We start from the raw sequence: 19,203 nt of genomic DNA, 5'->3' as shown, positions 1-19,203 counted from the left end.
GTATGGCTTTCAGTGGGTTCGATCACCGGTTGCTCGGCGAGGTCCGGCGGTTCGGTCTGGGCGCTGGTCAGACCTACCTGGTGCAGCGAATCCTGCGTGCGGTCAGCAAGACGTCGTTGTTCAGCCAGCACGTGTCCAGCCTCGGGAGCATGTCGGCCGAACTGCCCCGGGTGCGGGCCGTGTTGTCCGGCTTCGCCAAGACCGGCCAGCCGGGACGTGCCCTGGTCCGGGCACACTGCGAGGCGGCCGCATATGCCGTGGCGCGATGGGGCGGCAAAGAAGTTCTTGGCGATCTCCGTCCGGCACTGGTGGACACCGCGGCGGTGTTCGCGGTTCAGTCCAACCCGCTCGCGGACTTGAAGGACCTGGCCGTCCGGACCGCGGCGGACATCGAAACGCGGCTCCCCAAGATCCATGCATTGCTGGACGACGCTCTTGCCGAAGCATGGCAGGCCAGCGTCGACCCCGCGTCCGTGGATCTGGTCGCTGACGAGTTCGCGTCTCTTGTGGCCACAGTGGACCGCGATCCAGTCGCGTTGACCCAGGACCTGCTCCGCGCGCTCCGCGCCACAGGCAGCCTGGACGCCCTTGCCCTGCGCGCACTCCTGCTCCCCGAGCCGTCGTCCTACCGCGTGGCGGTCGTCGTCCACGGCGCGGCCGAGCTGACCCGGTTACCGGCACTGCATCCGACGGCAGTCAGTTGCCCTGTGCGGGAGCCGGAAAGCCTCGGGTTCGGCGCCGCGCTCGGTGGTCTGCGCCGGTTCACGCAACAGGTGCCGGTCAATGGCGCCGCGTGTCTCGTCGCCTGTCAGGTCAGTGCTGTCGACGCTCCGAGTGCCGGGCGGGTGGCCCGTCGCGAACTGGCCGAACTGCTGGACCAGTACATGGCAGGCCATCGCCTGGTCGTGTTGTCCCTTGGTAACGACACCTTCGTGTCCGATGTGGACAATGGAAGGCCGACGCACATCCAGTCGCACGCGCCGACCGTCGATCGTGCCGTGCCGCTCGTCTCCCACTGGCCGGACGCGTTGCGGAACGGCCTGCGCATGGCGCATGTCGCACGTGTGACGGAGGCGCCGCTGCCCGCGGCCGCGTTGGCGTGGGCCGCCCTGGAAGCGTGCGGCCTGAACAAGCGTGACGACATTGCCGCGGCGCTGTCCCTGCAGGCGATGCGGCAGCAGATCGTCGAGGCGCATCAGCAGCTACGCCAAGGAGTCCGCCCGGTTCCGGCCGGTCTGGAAGTGGTCGACGGTTATGCCACCACGAACGACTTCAACCGGCTGCACGACCTCAACACGTGGGTCGATCTGCTGCTCCCGGACAGAAACCCGGCTGCTGTCACCGCCAAGGACGCGTTGGCACAGGCGGTTTCACAGACGTCGCCCTTGGCCGCGCAGCAGGTGCGGGACTGGTCGGCACGCCTGGCCGATCCCGCCGAATGCGCCCATTGGCTCGAAGACCGCCAGCAGCGGATCGCGGCCTTCCTGCACGCGCTCAACGCGACTCGCAACATCTCGTTGCACACCGGCGGGTTCCGTGCCTTCGGCGATGTCACGCTCGGCGTCGGAGGCTCGCTGGCGGTCGATTTCACCTTGGAAATACTGGGAAACTGGTACCGCAACGCCGACAGCGAGACGATCACCCTGTCACCGGCCAAAGTCATCGCCCTGCTGGCTCAGCGTCAGCGTGACCTCATCGACAGCCTGCGGACCCATCGCGGCCCGGTGTCCGACCTCAACATCGCCTGGCTGACCAGTCCCGCCCCGGCAGGCATCTGGACACGACCTTGATCACCGAAGCAAACCCGTTCAGCCCGCGCAGGGATCGCGATCGGTGCTTTCCGGCGTGAACTGAGCCCATTCGCCGGCGGTGAGGTTGCGGGACAGGGTGTCGCAGATCCCGCCCGCGATCCGGGCCGGATCCATGTCCCACAGGATGATGGCGCCATCAGCTCCCGCTGATGCCAAGGTCGTGCTGTCCGGGCTGAACGCGATCGCCCTGACCGGCGCCAGGTGTCCGGTCAGCCGCGCGGACACCTGGCGCCGCTCGACATCCCAGAGCAGAACAGTGTTGTCGGCGCTGCTGTACGCGATGGTCCGGCCGTCGGGACTGAACGCGAGACCGTGGAACAATGCGTCCTTGTGGCCGGTGAGCCGGGCGATCTGGGTGCCGGTGGTGGCATCCCAGATGATCACGGTCTGGTCCGCACTGGCCGAGGCGACCAGCCGCCCGTCGGGGCTGAACTCGACCGTCCTGGTCCAGCCGGTGTGGCCCTTCAGCCGCGCTGTGCGAGTGCGAGACGACAGGTCCCACAAGGTGACGAAGTCGGCGTGGTCGGCGACCGCCAGGCGCCGGCCGTCCGGACTGAACGCCACTCCGGCCGCCACGTCGCCGATGTTGAGAGTGGCGGTCTTGGTGCGGCTCGAGACGTCCCAGAGCACCACCGTCTCGTCCTTGCCGGTGCTCGCGGCCGTCCGTCCGTCAGGACTCAGCGCGACATCCATGATCGCCCCGGTGTGACCTGGCAGGCTGGTCGGCGGTGTTGAGGTGGTGGGATCCCAGATCTGCACGTTGTTGCCGGGCTGACCGAGCGGGACGCGTGGATCCTCCGTGCCGGTCACGACGGTTCTGCCGTCCGGGCTGATCGCGACACCGTTCACCACGACGTCGCCGGTGCTCAGGATCCGTTGGGGAGCACGGGTTCGCACATCCCAGAGAGTGCTGTGACCGGAGCCGACCGCGACGAGGCCGTGTCCGTCCGGCGTGAAGGCGAGATCGTTCACCGTGCCGGCGGGCGGACCGGTCATCGCCGCCGCGCGCGGATCCCACAGGATGATCTTGCCTTCCTCGCCCGCCGACGCGAGCCGGCTGCCGTCCGGGCTGAACGCCAGCGTGTAGACGTTCGCCTGGTGACCGGCGAGCACTGCACGGGGCACGCGGTTGGGCACGTCCCACAGCCGGACCACGAGGTCATTGCCCGCGCTGGCGATGGTCCGGCCGTCCGGGCTGAACCTGACGCTGATCACCGCTTGACCCGTGTGGCCGGTGAAGGTGGTGATCTCGGTGCGGCTCGCGAGGTCCCAGACGTGCACCGCCGGGCCGAAGCCCGCGGTGGCGAGCAGGGTGCCGTCCGGGCTGAAGTCGAACGCCCTGACCTTGCCGCCGTTGCCGGCTAGCGTGGCCAGACGTGTCCTGGTCGGAATGTCCCACAACACGATCGACTGGTCGTCGCCACCGGTGACCAGCGTTCTGCTGTCCCGGCTGATGGCGACCGTGGCGACGCCGCCTTGGTGGCCGGTGAAGACGGCCAGGTTCGTGCGTTGTGCGACGTCCCACAGCCGCACGGTTCCGTCGTTGCTGGCCGATGCGACCAGGCGGCCGTCCGGGGCGAACGCTATCTTCCTGATCTCGTCCGTGTGACCGTCGAGGGCGCCGATCAGCTGGCGCTTCTCGAGGTCCCACAGCATGACCCGGGTGTCGTCACCACCGGTCGCCGCGATCCTGCCGTCCTGGCTGACCGCCAAGGCCTTGATCCAGGTGTCGTGCCCGGTCATCGCCGCGATCCGGGTGCGTCGCACGGGATCCCACACCGCGACGGTCTGGTCGCGGCCGGCGCTGACGATCGTGCCGTCCGGCCGGTACGCGAGGTCCGACACGGCACCCGGCTGGGCCTGGATCTCGGTGCGGTACTCGCTGTGCCCGGACATGCTCATCAACGCGCCACGCGCTTCCAGGGTCGGAGCGGTGCGGTATGCCTCCACGCTGAGCAGCTTCGCCCGGCCGGGGTCGGACTCGGCGAGCGTCAACGCCTGTGTGGCGAGCTGTCGCGAGATGGCGACTGCCTGCGCCTGTTCGGCCTGCTCTCGTTCGCCGACGGCGACGACCGAGATCACCGTGACCAGGACCAGCAACACCGCCAAACCGGCGGCGAGATAGCGCAGTTGACGGGCCCGGCGTTTGTCCTTGGCGCTTTCCCGTTCGCCTTGTTCGATACTCGCGTCGAGAAATGCGCGTTCGACCGGATTGAGCGCGGCGCTGCGCGTTCCGGCCCATTCTTTGGCGACGACGAGCCGGGCGCCGCGGTAAAGCGCGCCGGGATCCTGGTCGAGCGCGGACCATTCCTGTGCGGCCTCGATCAGATGACGATGGGTCCGCAGCCCTTCCCGGTCGGCCGTCAGCCATTGCCGCAACCTCGGCCACGCGCGGATCAGCGCCTCATGCGCGATTTCGATGGTGTTGTCCGCGATCGTGACGAGCCGCGCCTCGGCGAGCACATCGAGGACTTCGGCGGTGTCCTCGTCCACTTCGGATCGGGTGATCCTACGTTTCGTGTCCTCGGTTCCGTCGCCGAGCGCGGTCAACCGCACGAACAGGTTCTGTACCAGCTGTTTGCGCGTCTCACTCAGGCCTGAGTAGACGGTCTCGGCGGTCCGGGCGAGCGCGCCATCGATGCCGCCCGCGCTCTGGAACGCGGCAAGGGTGAGGGTGTTTCCCTTGCGTCGACGCCATGTCTCCAACAAGGCGTGCGATAACAACGGCAGCACACCGGCGTTGCCCGCGGCCTGTGCGACGAGTTCGGCCAGCAATGCGCCCTCGACCACGAACCCTTCCCGGACGGCGGGCTGGACGATCGCGCGCCGCAGCTCGTCCGTGGTCATCGGACCCACGGCGACCTGGGCGTCCGCCATCGCCGCAACGAGTCCGGGATGCCCCGTGCAGTGACCGTAGAAGTCGGCCCGCACACCAAGCACAACTCGCGCACGGCTGTTCGGCGTGCTCACGGCGGTGAGCAGCAGATCGATGAACCTGGTGCACTCGGCCTCGTCGCGGCAGAGGGTGAACGCCTCCTCGAACTGGTCGACCACGATCAGCACGTCCTCGTCGACCGCCATCCGCACCGCCCGGTGCAGGTTGTGGACGTCGGCCAGCAGATCGGCGTGCAGCTGCCCGGGAGCGGTCCCGGCGAGCCGTGCGATGTGGACAGCGGTCTCCTCCACCGGATGCGGCCCCGGGGTGAACACCACCACGGGACCGGGCCAGCCCGCCACCAGCCCCGCGCGCAGCAGCGACGACTTACCCGCACCCGAGGCACCGAAGACCACAGCGAACCGCTGACGGGACATGCGGTCCGCGAGTTCGGCGACCGATCGTTCCCGGCCATGAAACAGATCCGCGTCCCGCGGCTGGAACGCCGCCAGACCCACGTAAGGCGCGCGGCTGTCCGGTTGCCCGGGAGCCGGTTCGTCCGGCACGGACTCGGCGGCCACCTCATGCCACCGCTGTTCCCACTCCTCCTCGTCACCGCCACATGCGCGTACATACGCCAACGTCACGGCGAGGCTGGGCAGCTGCCGGCCATTGGCGGCGCTGGACAGCGTCGTCACCGAGAAATGCGCCTGCTTGGCCAGCTCCCGATACGTCGGGTTGCCCGCTTTCTGCCGCAGCGCCCGCAGGTCCGCGGCGAGCCGCAGCAGGGCCGAATCACCCGTCGCCAGCGGGCGTTCAGCTCTTGGCATCGTGTTCCTCCAGGCAGGCGGGTGCGACCGGCATTGTTCCGGGGTTGTTTGTTCCGTGGGCGACCACCGATACGGAACAACCTAAGCCCCGTTAGATCAGGTCTCGGCGCCAGGGTCGGCCTGCGCGCCGCTGACCGGCGCGACGGATCGGTCGGCTCGGCCGGTACGAGGTGGACGGGTGAACAGGGACTTCTAGCGTCGGCGGCACCCGAACGGAAATGCAGTGAACGCAAAGGAGGAAATGGTTTTCAGCGCGCCCCACAGCGACGATGTGGGACGCCAGGATCGTAAGGCCGCGGTGGGGGTCGCGGTCAGTGCGACGAGATCTGATGATGTGCTGGTGTTGATCTGATCCAGCGCTCGGAGAAAGGGCCTCCGCCGGTTCGCTGGGGGAGGCCCTTTCCCGTGTCTCAGGGGCATCCGATCTTGGTTTAAGGTCCTGACAGAATAGATCTTGGAATAGGTTGATCAACATCGGTGTTGAGCTGGGTGTGCTGCCGGTGGTGCCGCGCCGGGCGGATCACCCGGGCCGTAGGCGGCTGGATGACCGCAAAGCCCCGTGCGGCATTCTGTTCGTGCTCTACGCGGGCATCCGTGGGAGTTCCTGCCAGAAGAGCTGGGTTTCGGTTCCGGAATGACCTGCTGGCGACGGTTGGTGACTGGAACGAGGCCGGGGTCTGGCAACGCCTGCACGAAGGCTTGCTGGCCGACCTGCACGCCGCGGGCGGACTGGACTTGTCCCAGGGCGGTGGTTGACGGGTCCCGCGTGTGGGCATTGAAGGGCGGCCCAAAACTGGACCGAGCCCGGTCGACCGTGCCCGCACCGGCTCGCCGCGGTGTCGAGCACGGCTCTGGCCTGGGTGCGCATCGGTGGGTGGTCGAGCAAAGCTTCGCCCTCCTGCACCGGTACCCAGCGGCGTGGCAGCACGTGGAATCCTTTGGTGGCAGAGCGTTTGACGACCTCGATGCGGATACCCCGCCTGGCTCCGTGCTGAATGACCGTGGTGTTGTAGCCACCAAGTACATCGGTGGCGATGTGCCGTGCGCGGCCCTTGATTTTCTTGCCCGCGTCGATGCCCTGACCGGATTCGTTGACATCGCAGGAGGTTTTCACGCTCTGCGAGTCGATGATCGCCGCAGTCGGCGCCGCCGCACGACTTTTCGCGACGCGTTCACGATCTTTCGCAGGTCACGCACCAGTTGATCAAGGTATCAGTCGCCATCGACACGGACCAAGATCAGATGTAGTCGTGCATTTCGTCCCGTTCATGCTCGTAGATCGCGACCACCAGGTCCCGCCCGGCATCACACCCAAACACCGCGCTGTCACAGGAAAATGCCATTCCACGACGGAGTCATAGCCGAGTCGGTGCCGCGTGGGCGTCCACGGCAGGCTAGGTTGCGCGCGTGGCAACCATCTCACGCGACCCCGACCGGCTGGTCCTGTTCACCGACGCGGTGGTCGCGATCGCGATCACCCTGCTCATCCTGCCCCTGGTCGACCTGGCGCGGGAGCCCAAGCCGCACGCGGTCGACCTGATCACCGACAACTGGACGCAGATCCTGAGCTTCCTGCTCAGCTTCGCGGTGATCGCACGGCTCTGGCTGATCCACCACCGGATGTTCCAGCACGTGGCGTCCTACACCCCGGCCCTGGTGCTGGTCAACATGATCTGGATGTTCACCGTGGTCGTGTTGCCGTTCCCGACCGAGGTGATCAGCGCCGCCAGTCCGGACGACAGGTTCCCACCGCTGTTCTACTTCTGCACGATCCTGGCCGGCAGCGTCTGCCAGACCATCCTCAGTCTGATCATCCACCGCAACCCCGACATCCAGGTTCCGGACAACAAGCTCAAGCCCCGGATCGTGGCGGCCGCCGCCATCAGTACCGGCATGCTGATGGCGGGCCTGGTGCTGATGGCGGCGGTGCCACAGGTGAAGTACTACGCCTTGCTGTCGCTGCTGCTGAGTCGTCCCGCGGTCGTGCTGTTGGGGCGGTTCTACCCGTCGGTACGTGAGAAGGAATAGGATCTTGTCCAGCGCCGGGTCGCGTACGGTGGAGACGTCCTCGGCCGTGCGTGGCAAGAAGATGTCGGGCGCGACCCGGATCCCTTGGTTACTTCGCCGTTGGTGGCCTTCTCGTCCATGGACGGCATCCTGATCGGGCTGTTGTCGGACAGGACGTCGCACCGGCCGGACCGGATACGATCCCCGCCGTGCGGGTGCCGATCAACGTCCCCAGTCGACGCGGGCAAGAAAATCAAGGGCCGTATCGAGGTCGTCAAACGCGCTGCCACGCCGCTGGGTAGTGGAACGTGCCCTGACCGGCGAATTCACCAAACCTGGTGAAACGATCCGGTCAAAGCGGACATCGTTGCCTAAACCAAGATCAGATGCCCTCTCCGGGGACCTCGATGGCGGTCGGGCCATGCCTTGCCGACAAGTTATTTTGTCTTGACAATGTGAATTGTCGGTGGGAGGGTTGTCGTATGACGACGCACGAGTTCGAGACCACCCCTCGCGCAGGGAGCGGTGTCCGGGTGTTGGTGGTGGGGGCGAGCATCGCCGGGCCCGCGCTCGCTCACTGGTTGGGCCGGCGGGGCGCCGAGGTGACCGTGGTGGAGCGGGCTCCGTCGCTGCGTCCGGGTGGGCAGGCGGTCGACGCCCGTGGGGTGGCCAAGGAGGTCATCCGGCGGATGGGGCTGGACGCGGCGGTGCGCGCGGCCTGCACCGACACCGCCGGTGCGCACACCGTGGACGCGGACGGGAACGTGCTGGAGACCTTCCGCGCGGACGACGACGGCGGCGACGGGTACATCGCGGACATCGAGATCCTGCGCGGGGACCTGTCCCAGGTGCTCTACGACGACACCCGGGACCGTGCCGAGTACATCTTCGGCGACCGGATCGCCGAGCTCACCCAGGACGCGGACGGCGTCGACGTGACCTTCGCGAGCGGCGACCGGCGGCGTTTCGACCTGGTGATCGGGGCGGACGGGCTGCACTCGTCGCTGCGGGCGATGGTCTTCGGGCCGCACGAGCGGTTCGTCCGCCATCTCGGGCACGTGCTGGCGTTCTACAGCGTGCCCAACGAGTTCGGCCTGGACCGCTGGCTGATCGACCACCAGGAGCCCGGGCGCTCGGCGGGCCTGCGGCCGATCCAGGACGCCACCCGGGCGATGGCGATGTTCTCGTTCACCGCCGCCGACCTCGACGTCGACTACCGCGACGTCGAGGCCCAGAAGCGCCTGCTGCGTGAGCGGATGGCCGGTCTGGGCTGGTTGACCCCACGCATCCTCGCGCACCTCGACGACACCCCGGACTTCTACCTCGACCAGGTCGCCCAGGTGGTGATGGACCGCTGGTCGAGCGGGCGGGTGGGGCTGCTCGGGGACGCGGCGTTCAGCTCCTCGCCGATGTCCGGGCAGGGCACCGGGCTGGCCCTCGTCGGCGCCTACCTGCTGGCCGGCGAGCTGGCCGCCGCCGGGTGGGACCCCGAGGCCGGGTTCGCGGGCTACGAACGGCGGATGCGCCCGTTCGTCGAGGCCAACCAGGAGATCGGCCGGCTGCACGCCCGCAGCCGCGACATCCCCGCTCCGGATGCCGAGCCGACCCCGGAGCCCGACATGGAGTGGCTCACCGACCTGATCGACCGCGCCATCAACGGCGCCGAGCTCCCCGGCTACGAAGGAGCACCGGACTCCGCCGCACCGACAGCGCCATCGGCCACCACCCCGTCGGCCACCACCCCGTCGGCCACCACCCCGTCGGCCACCTCTTCGGTCAGGCCGTAGGCCGCTGCCTTGGCGCGGCTCGCCGTGCCGGGACTCCAGGGTGGCTGGGAGCCTCGAGGGGCGCCGGATTTCGGGGCATCGACCAGAGCGCCGGTCACGCCGTAGCCTCCCTGCCTCGGAGCGGTGCTCAGTGTGTCCGGATCCCGGGCTGGCGAGAGCTGCAAGGCGGGCCTAGCGCCCTCAATCGCGGCGCATCGAGCGGGTGACCTGCTCATCCCGGTGGCCGTCGCTCGCTCACTCGTGGGCGGCCGCTGCCGCGGCGGCGATCGGCTCGAGGGCCGCGATCAGCTCGTCGAGCTCGTCCGTGCTGAGCACGTCGTACGGCGGTGTCGCCAGCTCGTCGGTGAGGGCTTCGATCCGGTCCTTGGTCTCCCGGCCGGTGGCGGTGAACCCACCGGCGGCGTCCACCAGGCCGCGGTGGCGCAGCCCGTCGATGACGGCGTCCAGTTGCGCCTTGGGCAGGTGGTGGATCCGGCCGAACTCCGCCGCCTGCATGCCGAGGGACAGCGCGAGCAGGACGTGGGCCTCGGTGCCGCCGATGCCGTGGGCGACGAGGGCGGCGTTGTGGCCGTCCCCGCGGTGCTCGCGCAGCAATGTCGCCGCGTGCCAGAGCCTGGCCACCGGCTCCGTGGGTGTGTCGAGCGCCCGGAGCCCGGCGTACAGCACCCGGCCTTCGGTCGGTGCGCTGACCGCGGCGCGGGTGGCGAGGTCGGCGGCCCGCGTCAGACCGGGGGAGTCGGCGAGGTCGCCGATCCGCTGCCGCAGGGCGGCGGTGCTGCCCCGCTCGCGCACGGCGATCGCTTCCTCCGGGGTGATCTTTCCCCACACCCACGGGATGTGGCGCGCGACCTCGCCGTCGGCGAAGTTGTAGAAGACCGCGTGCACCACCTCGGCGGGTGCCTGTCCCAGCGGCGCGGCCCGGCCCGCGAAGTACCCATCCCAGTAGTTGCGCATGCCGACGGCCAGGAACGCCTCGTTCGCCACCTCGGAGAAGGTGGCGGTGGCGATCGGCTCGATGAGCTCGAACATGCGGTGGACCTTGGCCTGTGGGTGCGACATCGGTGAGCATCTCCCGTGGTCGTGACAGCGCCCCTCGTGGACGGCGTCTCACCCTGGCTACGAACGGCGCGGCCCGGATACGACATCGCCGGCCGATCCGGCCGAGAGTTGTCGGGCTGTTACACAGCCTGGGACCGCAGGTTCGCGAAACAAACCCTGGGCCTGGTGGGTGCGAGGTGTGTAAAACCTTGGCTCGTGGGTGAACCCGAGCGGTTGTCCTGAGAAGAGCGTCCTGTGCCCGAGCGTGCGATGTATGTCGTCATCGGCGATGACGGCTGGCTGCGGTTCACCAGCAGGTGGCGGGCGCCGCAGCTGGATCTGGATCTCATCGGCGGCCCGGTCGCCGCGCTCCAGCGGATCCGTGACCAGGACAAGACCTATCGCTGGTACGACGACATCTGGACCGAGGCCGCGGCCCTGGTCGACCAGCCGAACCGGATCCTGCTCTTCTTCACGAGGCACTGCGAGGACTACGCGCACCGGGCGGCGGTGCTCTCGATCCTGGCCATCACCTGGCCGGGCTGGCAGGTGCGTTGGGCCTACGACGGTATCGCCGACCTCGTCGCCTACCTGGGCCTCGAGGACATCGAGGTGCGTGGCTCCGATGTCCTCATCGAGCCGGAACCCGCCGAGCTGGGCATGGATCAGTTGGTCAGCGTGACCCGCGAAGACGGCACGACCGACGCGTATGGCTTGGAGCTGCCCGTCAGCGAGCTGTTCCGCTGGGGCCCGGAACACGTCGAGCTGATCCCGGACAACGCCAAGGTCACCGCCTCCGAGTGGATGCCCAGGTCGGGCGTGCACATCGACCACCGTGCCAAGACCGTCGGCGTCTGGACCATCGATTCGTTGAGCGGCCTCTCGGACGCGGTGGCCTGGCCGGGCTGGAAGGTCGAGATCTGGGAGGACCGGTACACCGAGCAACTCGACCGCTGCGATGTGACTGTCCCCGGCTGGACCCTCGCGGACGGCCTGCGCACCCTCGCCGCCCGGATCAGCACGACAACCAACCTGCACCATTCCGAGACCCGCTGAGGCCACGCCACGAGCGCCTGGCGGGGGAGTACGCCAAGGCCGAGTGCCCCTATGGCGTGAAGGCCCGAGGCGTGACCTACACGACCAAGAGGTGACCGGAGGCGCCGCGGCTCCCAGCGGCCACAATCGCCGGATCGGCTGCGGCGCCTGCGTTTTGCGCGTTCGCGCATCGGCTCGTGATCTGTGGTGGTCCGGAAGGTGCGCCGGTAGGCGAGGCGCGCTGGAGGAGGTCCTGATGATCCGCCACGAGAAGCCCAACCTCATCCCGATGCACGAACCCGGTCTCGATGGCCACCCGCGTGTCGCAGCGCCCGGCGGGAATGCCCGAAGGGTCCGGTTCTGAACCGGATGCCGGCCCGGTGCGTAGAAACTCTCCGACTGGATCCCCAACGTGGAGGAGCTCCACATGTCAGGATTTGGACGGGTCGGCCTCGTGGTGGCGATGGTCGCTCTGCTGCCCGTCACGATCTCGCCGGCGACAGCCGAGGTGCCCTCGAACCCGCCGGCCGGTGTACCGCTGGATCAGTTGAGAGTCGTCACGACCCAGGTGGCGTCGGGGTTGGTGCGGCCGGTGGCGATGGTCGCGGCCAACGACCGCAGCGGGCGGCTGCTGATCGCCGAGAAACGGGGCACGGTAAGGGTGTTCCATCCGGTGGACGGCTTGGTGGCCGCCCCGGTGCTGGACATCGGCGACCGGGTGAACAGCGTCGCCAACGAGCGTGGCCTGCTCGGCATCGTCCCGGCACCCGACTTCGCGCAGACCTCGCAGGTGTACGTGGCCTACAGCCGGGTGCCGGACGGGGCCCTGACCCTGTCGAGGATCCCGCTCGGCCAGCCGGCGAAGGAACAGGTGCTGCTGACCCAGGACCACTCCCGGTTCAGCAACCACAACGCCGGGCAGCTCGCGTTCGGGCCGGACGGATACCTGTACTGGAGCCTCGGTGACGGTGGCAGCGCTGGGGATCCGGACGCCAACGCGCAGAATCTGGGGATATTGCTCGGCAAGGTCCTGCGGCTGGATGTGAGCCGTTCGTGCGACGGGCTTGCGTACTGCGTTCCGGCGAGCAACCCGTTCGTCCGTACCCCCGGGGCCCGGCCGGAGATCTGGGCGTACGGCCTGCGCAACCCGTGGCGGTTCTCGTTCGACCGGCTGGACGGCTCGCTCTGGCTGGCCGACGTGGGCCAAGGCTCCTTCGAGGAGGTCAACCACGTCCGCAACGCCATGGGCGGCCTCAACTTCGGCTGGTCCTGCATGGAGGGACCGGCGGTGTTCAACGCGGCGCGCTGCGTCCCGGACGCGAAGTACACCGCACCGGTGTTCAACTACCGGACCGGGGTCGAAGGCTGTGCGGTGATCGGCGGTTTCGTCTACCGAGGCGTGCAACACGTCCGGCTCGCCTACGGCACCTACGTCACAACCGACTACTGCTCGTCGACCGCCTGGGCCATCCGCCAGAACCGCGACGGCAGCCACACCAGCGCCCAGATCGGCCAGTTCCCGGCGGGGGTCACCTCGTTCGGTGCCGACCAGAACGGTGAGCTGTACGTGCTCACCGACCGCACCGGGCAGCTGCACCGGGTCGGCTTCGAGGCGGTCGGCTGACGGTCTGATGGGCGGCGGCGCGCACCGGGCTCATGCGCCGCCGCCCTGCTGTCTGAAATGGACACTTTGGTCCTTCTTCGTGTGGGTGTGAACAAGATATGGCAGCCCCTTCGGGACTGGTCAGGCAGCTGTGTCCCGATGGGCGGGGCGCGACTGCGTTGACAGGTCTAGACCAGAGGTGCTTTGTGTATTAATTTAAGACTTGAAGTATGGCCGCTGAGGCCGATGGCCGGCCGTTCCCTGGCGCTTTCGGTGGTCGCTTCACACCCTGCACCCTGCTCGAAAGGCCCACCCATGCTCGCCGCTTCCCGGCGGCCGGGCCGGCTGGCGCTGAAGGCGTTCGCCTTCCTCGCCGCCTGCCTCGGCCTCACCATCGGCAGTCCCGCCGCCAGCGCCGTGCCCGCCGCGGCCCCGTTCAACGTGCTCGCCTTCTACAGCGGCAGTTTCGACGCGGCGCACATCAGTTTCGAGAAGGAGGCCAACGTCTGGTTCCCGCAGCAGGCGGGTGCCAACGGCTACACCTACTCCTCGACCACCGACTGGAACCGGCTCACCACGATCACCCCGAGCCAGTACCAGGTCGTGATGTTCTTCGACGACCAGCCGCAGTCGGCCGCGCAGTTCGCCGGTTTCCAGCGGTACATGCAGGCCGGTGGCGGCTTCTTCGGCTTCCACGTCACCGCCTACAACGACAACCAAACCCCGTCGTACGCGAACTGGTTCCACAACGACTTCCTCGGCACCGGGCGCTTCACCTCCAACACCTGGGGCCCCACCGCGGAGACCCTGCGGATCGAGAACCGCACGCACGCCTCGACGGTCAACCTGCCCGCGACCATCCAGTCGTCGGTCTCCGAGTGGTACGCCTGGCAGAACGACCTGCGGCGCAACCCGAACATTTCCATCCTCGCGTCGATGGACAGCTCCACGTTCCCGATCGGCACCGACCCGAACCAGACCTGGTACTCCGGGTACTACCCGATCGCGTGGACGAACAAGAACTACAAGATGCTGTACGCCAACTTCGGCCACAACGCGATGGACTACGAGCACAACATCCCGCTGTCGTCCACCTTCGCCAGCGCCGACCAGAACCGGTTCGTCCTCGACGGGCTCAAGTGGCTCGGCGGCGGTGGCGGCACCACCCCGCCGCCGGACGGCACGATCGACCCGTCCGCCTGGTACACCGTGGTGAACAAGGGCAGCAACAAATGCGTTGACGCGGCCGCGGCGAACACGGCCAACGGCACCGTGATCCAGCAGTACACCTGCAACGGCACCAACGCGCAGCGGTACCAGTTCGCCACCACCGACAGCGGCTTCACCCGGATCGGCAACTTCAACAGCCCCAACCAGGTGATCGACGTGACCGGGGTGTCGACCGCGGACAACGCGGGCCTGCAACTGTGGGCGTACGGCGGTGGCGGCAACCAGCAGTGGAAGCCGGTGTCCGAAGGCGGCGGCTACTACCACTTCACCGCGCGGCACAGCGGAAAGTGCCTGACCGTGCCCGGATCGTCCACAGCGGACGCCATCCAGCTGGTCCAGGCAACCTGCAACGGCAGCGCCGCCCAGTCGTTCCGCGTCGCATAACCGGGACCTCGCGTGACAGCAGGCGGCCTCCGGATTCCTGGAGGCCGCCTGCTGGGGTGAAAGTCGGCGTGGTGCAAGGGATTCGTCAGGAGCCGACGTATTCCCCGGTGCAGATGTTGATGTAGTGGTGCGGGTCGAACTTGTCGCCCTGGCTGGGGAAGTACCATTCGATGGCCTGGTACATCAGCTTTCCCTTGCAGACACCCAGGTTGAACGCGCGGACCGTCGCCTTGCGTTGCGGGGCGTCGGCGACGACGGTGTTGCGGGCATCGCTGGCCATCCCGGTGCCGATCGCGACCGGGTCGCCCCACGACTGCCAGTGCACGTCGGTGACCCACCCGGTCGGGTCGCCACCGTTGTAGATCGTCTTCGGGTGTGCGGTGCCGTAGCCCTCCTGGCCTTCGCTCCACACGGTGCCCAGCAGCGGTTCGGGCTTCGGCGCCGGGCGCGGTGTTTTCGTGGTGGGCACGGCCGCGGGCTCGCTGGCCTTGGACGAGTCGGCCACTGGCGCGGCGGGCGCCTCGGCGTGCGTGCTCGACGTGGCGGTGCTCGTCGGAATCGGCGGCGTGCTGCCCTGGCCCGACGATGCGGGCGACGAGTCACAGGCGGACGCGGCCAAACCGACCAGGACTGCCGTGGACCCCACGAGGAACGAAATCCGGGCACGCCGAAGAAACGCGGTATTCATGATGGAATTTCCCCCTACTGAACGGAACAAGCCGACCTTGTTCCCACCAATAGAGACGCACAGACCTCCGGTTGGTTGCTGAGGGGCGTCACGGCGAAGCGGACCTGGCCCGCGACGGCGTCGCCGCGGCAGGCATCAAGGCACTGGCCGGTCTTTGGCGAGCGGCCGGCGGCGATGGGCAACGGGTTCCGCCTCTGCCACTGCACGTCGCCGTCACCGGAAGGTTCGCGCCAGAGACCGATTCTCCGGCGGCCGGACATTCCCGGGTGCCTCGAGATCCCTCGCACCACCTCGTCCTGGCGCCGACGGAATTGGTTTTCCTGACACTCTTCCTGCGGGCGCTATATTGCTCGGCATAGGCAGAAAGCAGGTGGTTCGTGGTGACGCGGTTGCGTTGGCCGCCCGCCCGGAGAGTCCGGGAGCCCGGGTGGCTGGTTCCGGAGGAACGAGATGTCCCGCACGGACAAGACGAAACCGTCGTGGGTACGCCACCGCGAGCATGGTGGCCTGCCTCTGCATGACCACCGGCACGGTCCTTGCGACCTGCCGCCACTCCCGCCACGGCAGGACACCGGCACCCGCTGCCGATGGGCCACGGTCACCGGGATGGCCTCCCCATGGCCTTGCTGCGCACGCACCCAGGAACGTTCGGCCTACAAGGAATGGCAGGGGTGGGTGAAGGCCGCCAACCGCGGGGTGCGCTACGCCGGTCGCCGCACTGCACGTCGCTGGCAGATGGACATGGACTGACTGGGACGTAGCCACCGGCGGCGGATCGGTCCCCGCGGTCACACTCGTTGCCGGTTTGGGTGGTGGCCGGGAGAGCGCCAGCGTGCGACCGGGTCGCGCATTCCGGCCACGAGCACGCAGGCCGCGCCGGCCAGAAGGCCCGACCAGCGTAGGTGAGCGGAGGTCCATTGGGACCCGGAGCCGACCAGCATGGGCGCTTGCGGGATCGACGTCACCAGCAACAGCGAGGCCAGCAGCGCGGGTGTGGTGATGATGCCGGGGTGCTCGAATCCGTGGCGGCGGCCCCAAGCGGTCACGGCCCAGATCACGGTGAGCGCGGTGGCGAGCTCGGCCGTGAGGCCGAGGCCGAGCGCCCACCGGTCGCCGGACGGTGCGGAGGGGAGGAAGCGGGCGAGCATGGCCGTCCACAGTGGAACGATGAAAACTACTGCGGCACAGCCGATGCGCAGCCAGAGCCGGCGGGCCAGGCTGAACGGGCTGGCCTGCAGGGTGACCGCCGCGCCATCGTCGAGCACGTACCCGCTACCCAGCGCCAGCAGCAGGCCCAGCACACGCAGGTCGCCGATGACGTCGTGCGTGTCGCCGCCGCGTGCCGCCAGGAAGGCCGCGACGGCGACCACGCCGGTCACGAAGGGGGCCAGGCGCAGGCTGCGGACCAGGTGGCCGCCGCGGATGAGTTCCCAGGTGACGGACCGTGTCATGGCACCTGGAACCAGCCGACGACCAGGGTGGCGGCCAGGACCGGCGCGCCGATGGCGGCCAGCCGCGGCCAATGTGCGCGATCGCGGTAGACGGCGGCGAGAGCGGCGCAGACGCAGAGCCCGGCCAGATACCCGACGTGCAGCCACGGACGGCCGGGCACCCGCACCTGATCCTCGAACGTGGCCCCGGTCGACCACCACATCCACCACATCCCGGAGTGGAACCGCCCGAACACCACGACACCGCCCAGGGTCGCGGCGACGAAGGTGACCACCGCGCCGCCCGCGAAGGTCAGCCACCGGGCGCCGAGGACGCCGAGCAGCCCCGCGCCGGCCAGGATGAACGGAATCTGGGCGAGCTCACCGGCGGACTGCAGGTCTTGCGGCGGGATGTTGCTGACGCTGTCGATGAAAGCCATGGCGCCGGCCGCGACGGCGCCGACTGCGGCCGGCGGGAGCGCGACACCGAGACACATCGCCCAGGTCCGGCGCGTGTCGGTGGCCGGGGTGACGTTCAGCATCTCCTCGGCCCGGCTGCGGCGGGCACCGCTGGCGACCAGGTTGGCCGCGAAGAGGACGAACATGGGCGAGAAGAACGCGACGGCGACGAAGATGGTGCCGTACCAGTAGCCGATGGTCCGGCCGCCGGTGGCCCCGTCGAGCGCGGAGGTCACGACGATGACGACGGGCAGCGGCCACAGCACGGGGTGCCGGGCGAGGCGGCGGGCCTCCCAGCCGGTCAGTGGCGCCAGCCGGCGGCCAACGGCGGTGTCCACAGTGGTCATGGGTGGGTGACCTCCAGTTCGGGTTCGCCCATGAGCAGGAGGTACGCGTCCTCCAGCGTGGGTGGGATCAGCTCGGCGCCTTCGGGCGGGTCGCCGACGTTGCGGTAGGTACCATCACCGGTGCGCCACGCCGCGAGTGCGGCCGGCGACCGCTGCGTGTCCGTCCACACGCGATCCGCGGCCTGCGCGGTTAGCTCGGCGGGGGTACCGGTGAAACGGACCCGGCCCTGCTGGATCACGGCGATCCTGGTGCACAGGGCGGTGATGTCCTCGGTCTGGTGGCTGGACATGACCACCGTGCGCCCCTCACCGGCGCGCGAGATCATCTCCCGGAACCGCAGCCGCTGCTCGGGATCGAGGCCGACTGTCGGCTCGTCGAGGACGAGCAGGCCGGGATCGCCCAACAGGGCCTGCGCCAGCCCGACCCGCCTGCGCATCCCGCCGGAGAGGGCCCGGATCCGCTTCCCGCTGACCGGCTCCAGCCCGGTCAGCGCGATGACGCGGCGGACGTCGTCATGCCGGGCCCGCCGGTCGGTCATCTCCTTGAGAATCGCCACGTAGTCGACGAACTCGAAGACCGTGAACCCCCGGTGGAAACCGGCATCCTGGGGCAGGTAGCCCAGGCGTTCGCGGATCCGGGTGCGGTCATCGGAGCGCGACGGGTCAAGGCCCAGCAGGGTTACCGTGCCCCGGTCCGGCGCCAGCACGGTGGCGATCGTCCGGAGCAGGGTGGTCTTGCCGGCCCCGTTCGGCCCGAGCAGCCCGGTCACCCCTGTGCCGGCTTCGAAGTCGACGCTGTCCAGCGCCGTCGTGCGACCGAAGGACTTGGTCGCGCCATGCACGCGAACGCCTGTCATGTGGTTCTCCCCAGCTTGATCCTGAAGGTGTCACGGGTGAGCCAGATGCCGCCGCCGACCGCCACGGCGAGCCAGAAGATCTGGGCACCGGCACCGAACGCGAGATCGAGGCGATCGGTGACGGCGGCCGGGGCGGTCACCAACACCCATGCCGCAGCCACGACGGCGACCGCGGCGACGGGCGTCATGCGGCCGGTCAGGGCCAGCGCGGCGCAGGTGAGTCCGGCGGTGGGCAGCAGCCAGGCGGCCGCCAGCCAAGCGGAGCCGGGCAGCGCGAGCCCGGCCGCGGCCACGATCGGCACCGTGACCACCAAAACCGCGGCCGTACGGATCAGCAGCAATCGCAGTCCCGAGTACGGCGCGGCCAGCCCGATCTCCCGGGTCGGATCCAGGCCGCCCGCGAAGGCCACCGCGACACCCGCCAGCGGCCCGAGCGGGGCGACCACGAGAAACATCCGCAGGAAGCGCTCATCGACTCCGGCCGCCCACACCGAGAGCGCGAGGACGGCCGCGACGGCCAGCAACCACGGCCCCCGCAGCGTCGGTGTCGCGGCCACGAGACGCGCCGTCGCCTCGCTGACGCCGAGCCGGACCAGCATCCGTTCGGGCCGGCTCCGCCGTGGCGTGTCGACCCGGTCGACCACCTCGCGCCAGATCGTCTCCGCCCGCCGGGTGTCCACATAGGACGAGACAACGTCCCGGCAGGCCGCGCATCTCATCAGATGCGCCTCGGCGGACGCGGCCAGGTGCGGCGGGGCGGCTCCCTGCGCGTACCGGCGGATCTCCTCCGGATCCAGGTGCCATGCGGTCATCCCAGCCTCC

General features: G+C 68.9%; 13 protein-coding genes and 2 pseudogenes. 7 read left to right on the top strand and 8 right to left on the bottom strand.

The genetic code is table 11. The annotated features are described in order from the left end of the window. Positions 1 to 2 precede the first annotated feature (2 nt). Positions 3 to 1,790, top strand: a complete 1,788-nt coding sequence (locus AB0J95_RS38145; RefSeq protein WP_364769430.1) for a hypothetical protein — start codon at positions 3 to 5, stop codon at positions 1,788 to 1,790. A gap of 18 nt (positions 1,791 to 1,808) precedes the next feature. On the opposite strand, the gene AB0J95_RS38140 is transcribed toward AB0J95_RS38145, so the two are convergent. Continuing rightward, positions 1,809 to 5,516: a helix-turn-helix domain-containing protein gene (locus tag AB0J95_RS38140; RefSeq protein WP_364769428.1), complete on the bottom strand. Its 3,708-nt coding sequence runs from the start codon at positions 5,514 to 5,516 to the stop codon at positions 1,809 to 1,811. Positions 5,517 to 5,980: 464 nt separating this feature from the next. Between AB0J95_RS38140 and AB0J95_RS38135 the strand changes: the two are divergent. Beyond that, positions 5,981 to 6,420: pseudogene (locus tag AB0J95_RS38135) on the top strand (transposase); the annotation flags it as partial. Between the two features lie 3 nt (positions 6,421 to 6,423). Here the strand turns inward: AB0J95_RS38135 and AB0J95_RS38130 are convergent. Continuing rightward, positions 6,424 to 6,678 (bottom strand): annotated as a pseudogene (locus AB0J95_RS38130) (IS5/IS1182 family transposase); the annotation flags it as partial. A 245-nt stretch (positions 6,679 to 6,923) separates the two neighbouring features. On the opposite strand from AB0J95_RS38130, the gene AB0J95_RS38125 reads away from it, so the two are divergent. Further along, positions 6,924 to 7,544 carry a TMEM175 family protein gene (locus AB0J95_RS38125; RefSeq protein ID WP_364769426.1) on the top strand — a complete coding sequence of 207 codons (621 nt, stop codon included), beginning with the start codon at positions 6,924 to 6,926 and terminating at the stop codon, positions 7,542 to 7,544. Positions 7,545 to 8,005: 461 nt separating this feature from the next. Continuing rightward, a complete protein-coding gene (locus AB0J95_RS38120) occupies positions 8,006 to 9,310 on the top strand; it encodes an FAD-dependent monooxygenase (protein WP_364769424.1) in 1,305 nt (434 codons plus the stop codon). A 234-nt stretch (positions 9,311 to 9,544) separates the two neighbouring features. Here AB0J95_RS38120 and AB0J95_RS38115 read toward each other — a convergent pair whose 3' ends face one another. Further along, a complete protein-coding gene (locus AB0J95_RS38115; RefSeq protein WP_364769422.1) occupies positions 9,545 to 10,339 on the bottom strand; it encodes a MarR family transcriptional regulator in 795 nt (264 codons plus the stop codon). A gap of 264 nt (positions 10,340 to 10,603) precedes the next feature. Here AB0J95_RS38115 and AB0J95_RS38110 point away from each other — a divergent pair, with 264 nt between their 5' ends. From AB0J95_RS38110 to AB0J95_RS38100, 3 genes are all read left to right on the top strand, one after another. Beyond that, positions 10,604 to 11,404, top strand: coding sequence for a hypothetical protein (locus AB0J95_RS38110; protein ID WP_364769420.1), 801 nt, complete (start codon positions 10,604 to 10,606; stop codon positions 11,402 to 11,404). A 406-nt stretch (positions 11,405 to 11,810) separates the two neighbouring features. After that, a complete protein-coding gene (locus AB0J95_RS38105) occupies positions 11,811 to 13,007 on the top strand; it encodes a PQQ-dependent sugar dehydrogenase (RefSeq protein ID WP_364769418.1) in 1,197 nt (398 codons plus the stop codon). A gap of 294 nt (positions 13,008 to 13,301) precedes the next feature. Beyond that, entirely contained in the window at positions 13,302 to 14,600 is a 1,299-nt protein-coding gene (locus AB0J95_RS38100) for an RICIN domain-containing protein (protein WP_364769416.1), read from the top strand. 85 nt (positions 14,601 to 14,685) lie between these two features. Here AB0J95_RS38100 and AB0J95_RS38095 read toward each other — a convergent pair whose 3' ends face one another. The 5 genes from AB0J95_RS38095 to AB0J95_RS38075 all read right to left on the bottom strand — a co-directional run bounded on the left by AB0J95_RS38095 (position 14,686) and on the right by AB0J95_RS38075 (position 19,193). Continuing rightward, entirely contained in the window at positions 14,686 to 15,288 is a 603-nt protein-coding gene (locus AB0J95_RS38095; protein ID WP_364769414.1) for a hypothetical protein, read from the bottom strand. Between the two features lie 788 nt (positions 15,289 to 16,076). Beyond that, on the bottom strand, positions 16,077 to 16,739 hold the full coding sequence (locus AB0J95_RS38090) for a hypothetical protein (protein ID WP_364769412.1): 663 nt from the start codon (positions 16,737 to 16,739) through the stop codon (positions 16,077 to 16,079). Then, positions 16,736 to 17,524, bottom strand: coding sequence for a hypothetical protein (locus AB0J95_RS38085; protein ID WP_364769410.1), 789 nt, complete (start codon positions 17,522 to 17,524; stop codon positions 16,736 to 16,738). Before AB0J95_RS38085 ends, AB0J95_RS38090 begins: the two co-directional genes overlap by 4 nt. Continuing rightward, positions 17,521 to 18,381 (bottom strand): ABC transporter ATP-binding protein, encoded by an 861-nt coding sequence (locus AB0J95_RS38080; RefSeq protein ID WP_364769408.1) that lies wholly within the window; start codon positions 18,379 to 18,381, stop codon positions 17,521 to 17,523. The genes AB0J95_RS38085 and AB0J95_RS38080 overlap by 4 nt, the downstream gene beginning before the upstream one ends. Further along, positions 18,378 to 19,193, bottom strand: a complete 816-nt coding sequence (locus tag AB0J95_RS38075) for a hypothetical protein (RefSeq protein WP_364769406.1) — start codon at positions 19,191 to 19,193, stop codon at positions 18,378 to 18,380. Before AB0J95_RS38075 ends, AB0J95_RS38080 begins: the two co-directional genes overlap by 4 nt. Between the last annotated feature and the right edge of the window lie 10 nt (positions 19,194 to 19,203).

It is taken from the genome of Actinocrispum sp. NPDC049592 (genome assembly GCF_040675465.1).
Taxonomy (GTDB): domain Bacteria; phylum Actinomycetota; class Actinomycetes; order Mycobacteriales; family Pseudonocardiaceae; genus Kibdelosporangium.
This window is presented reverse-complemented; position numbering and strand designations above follow the sequence as displayed.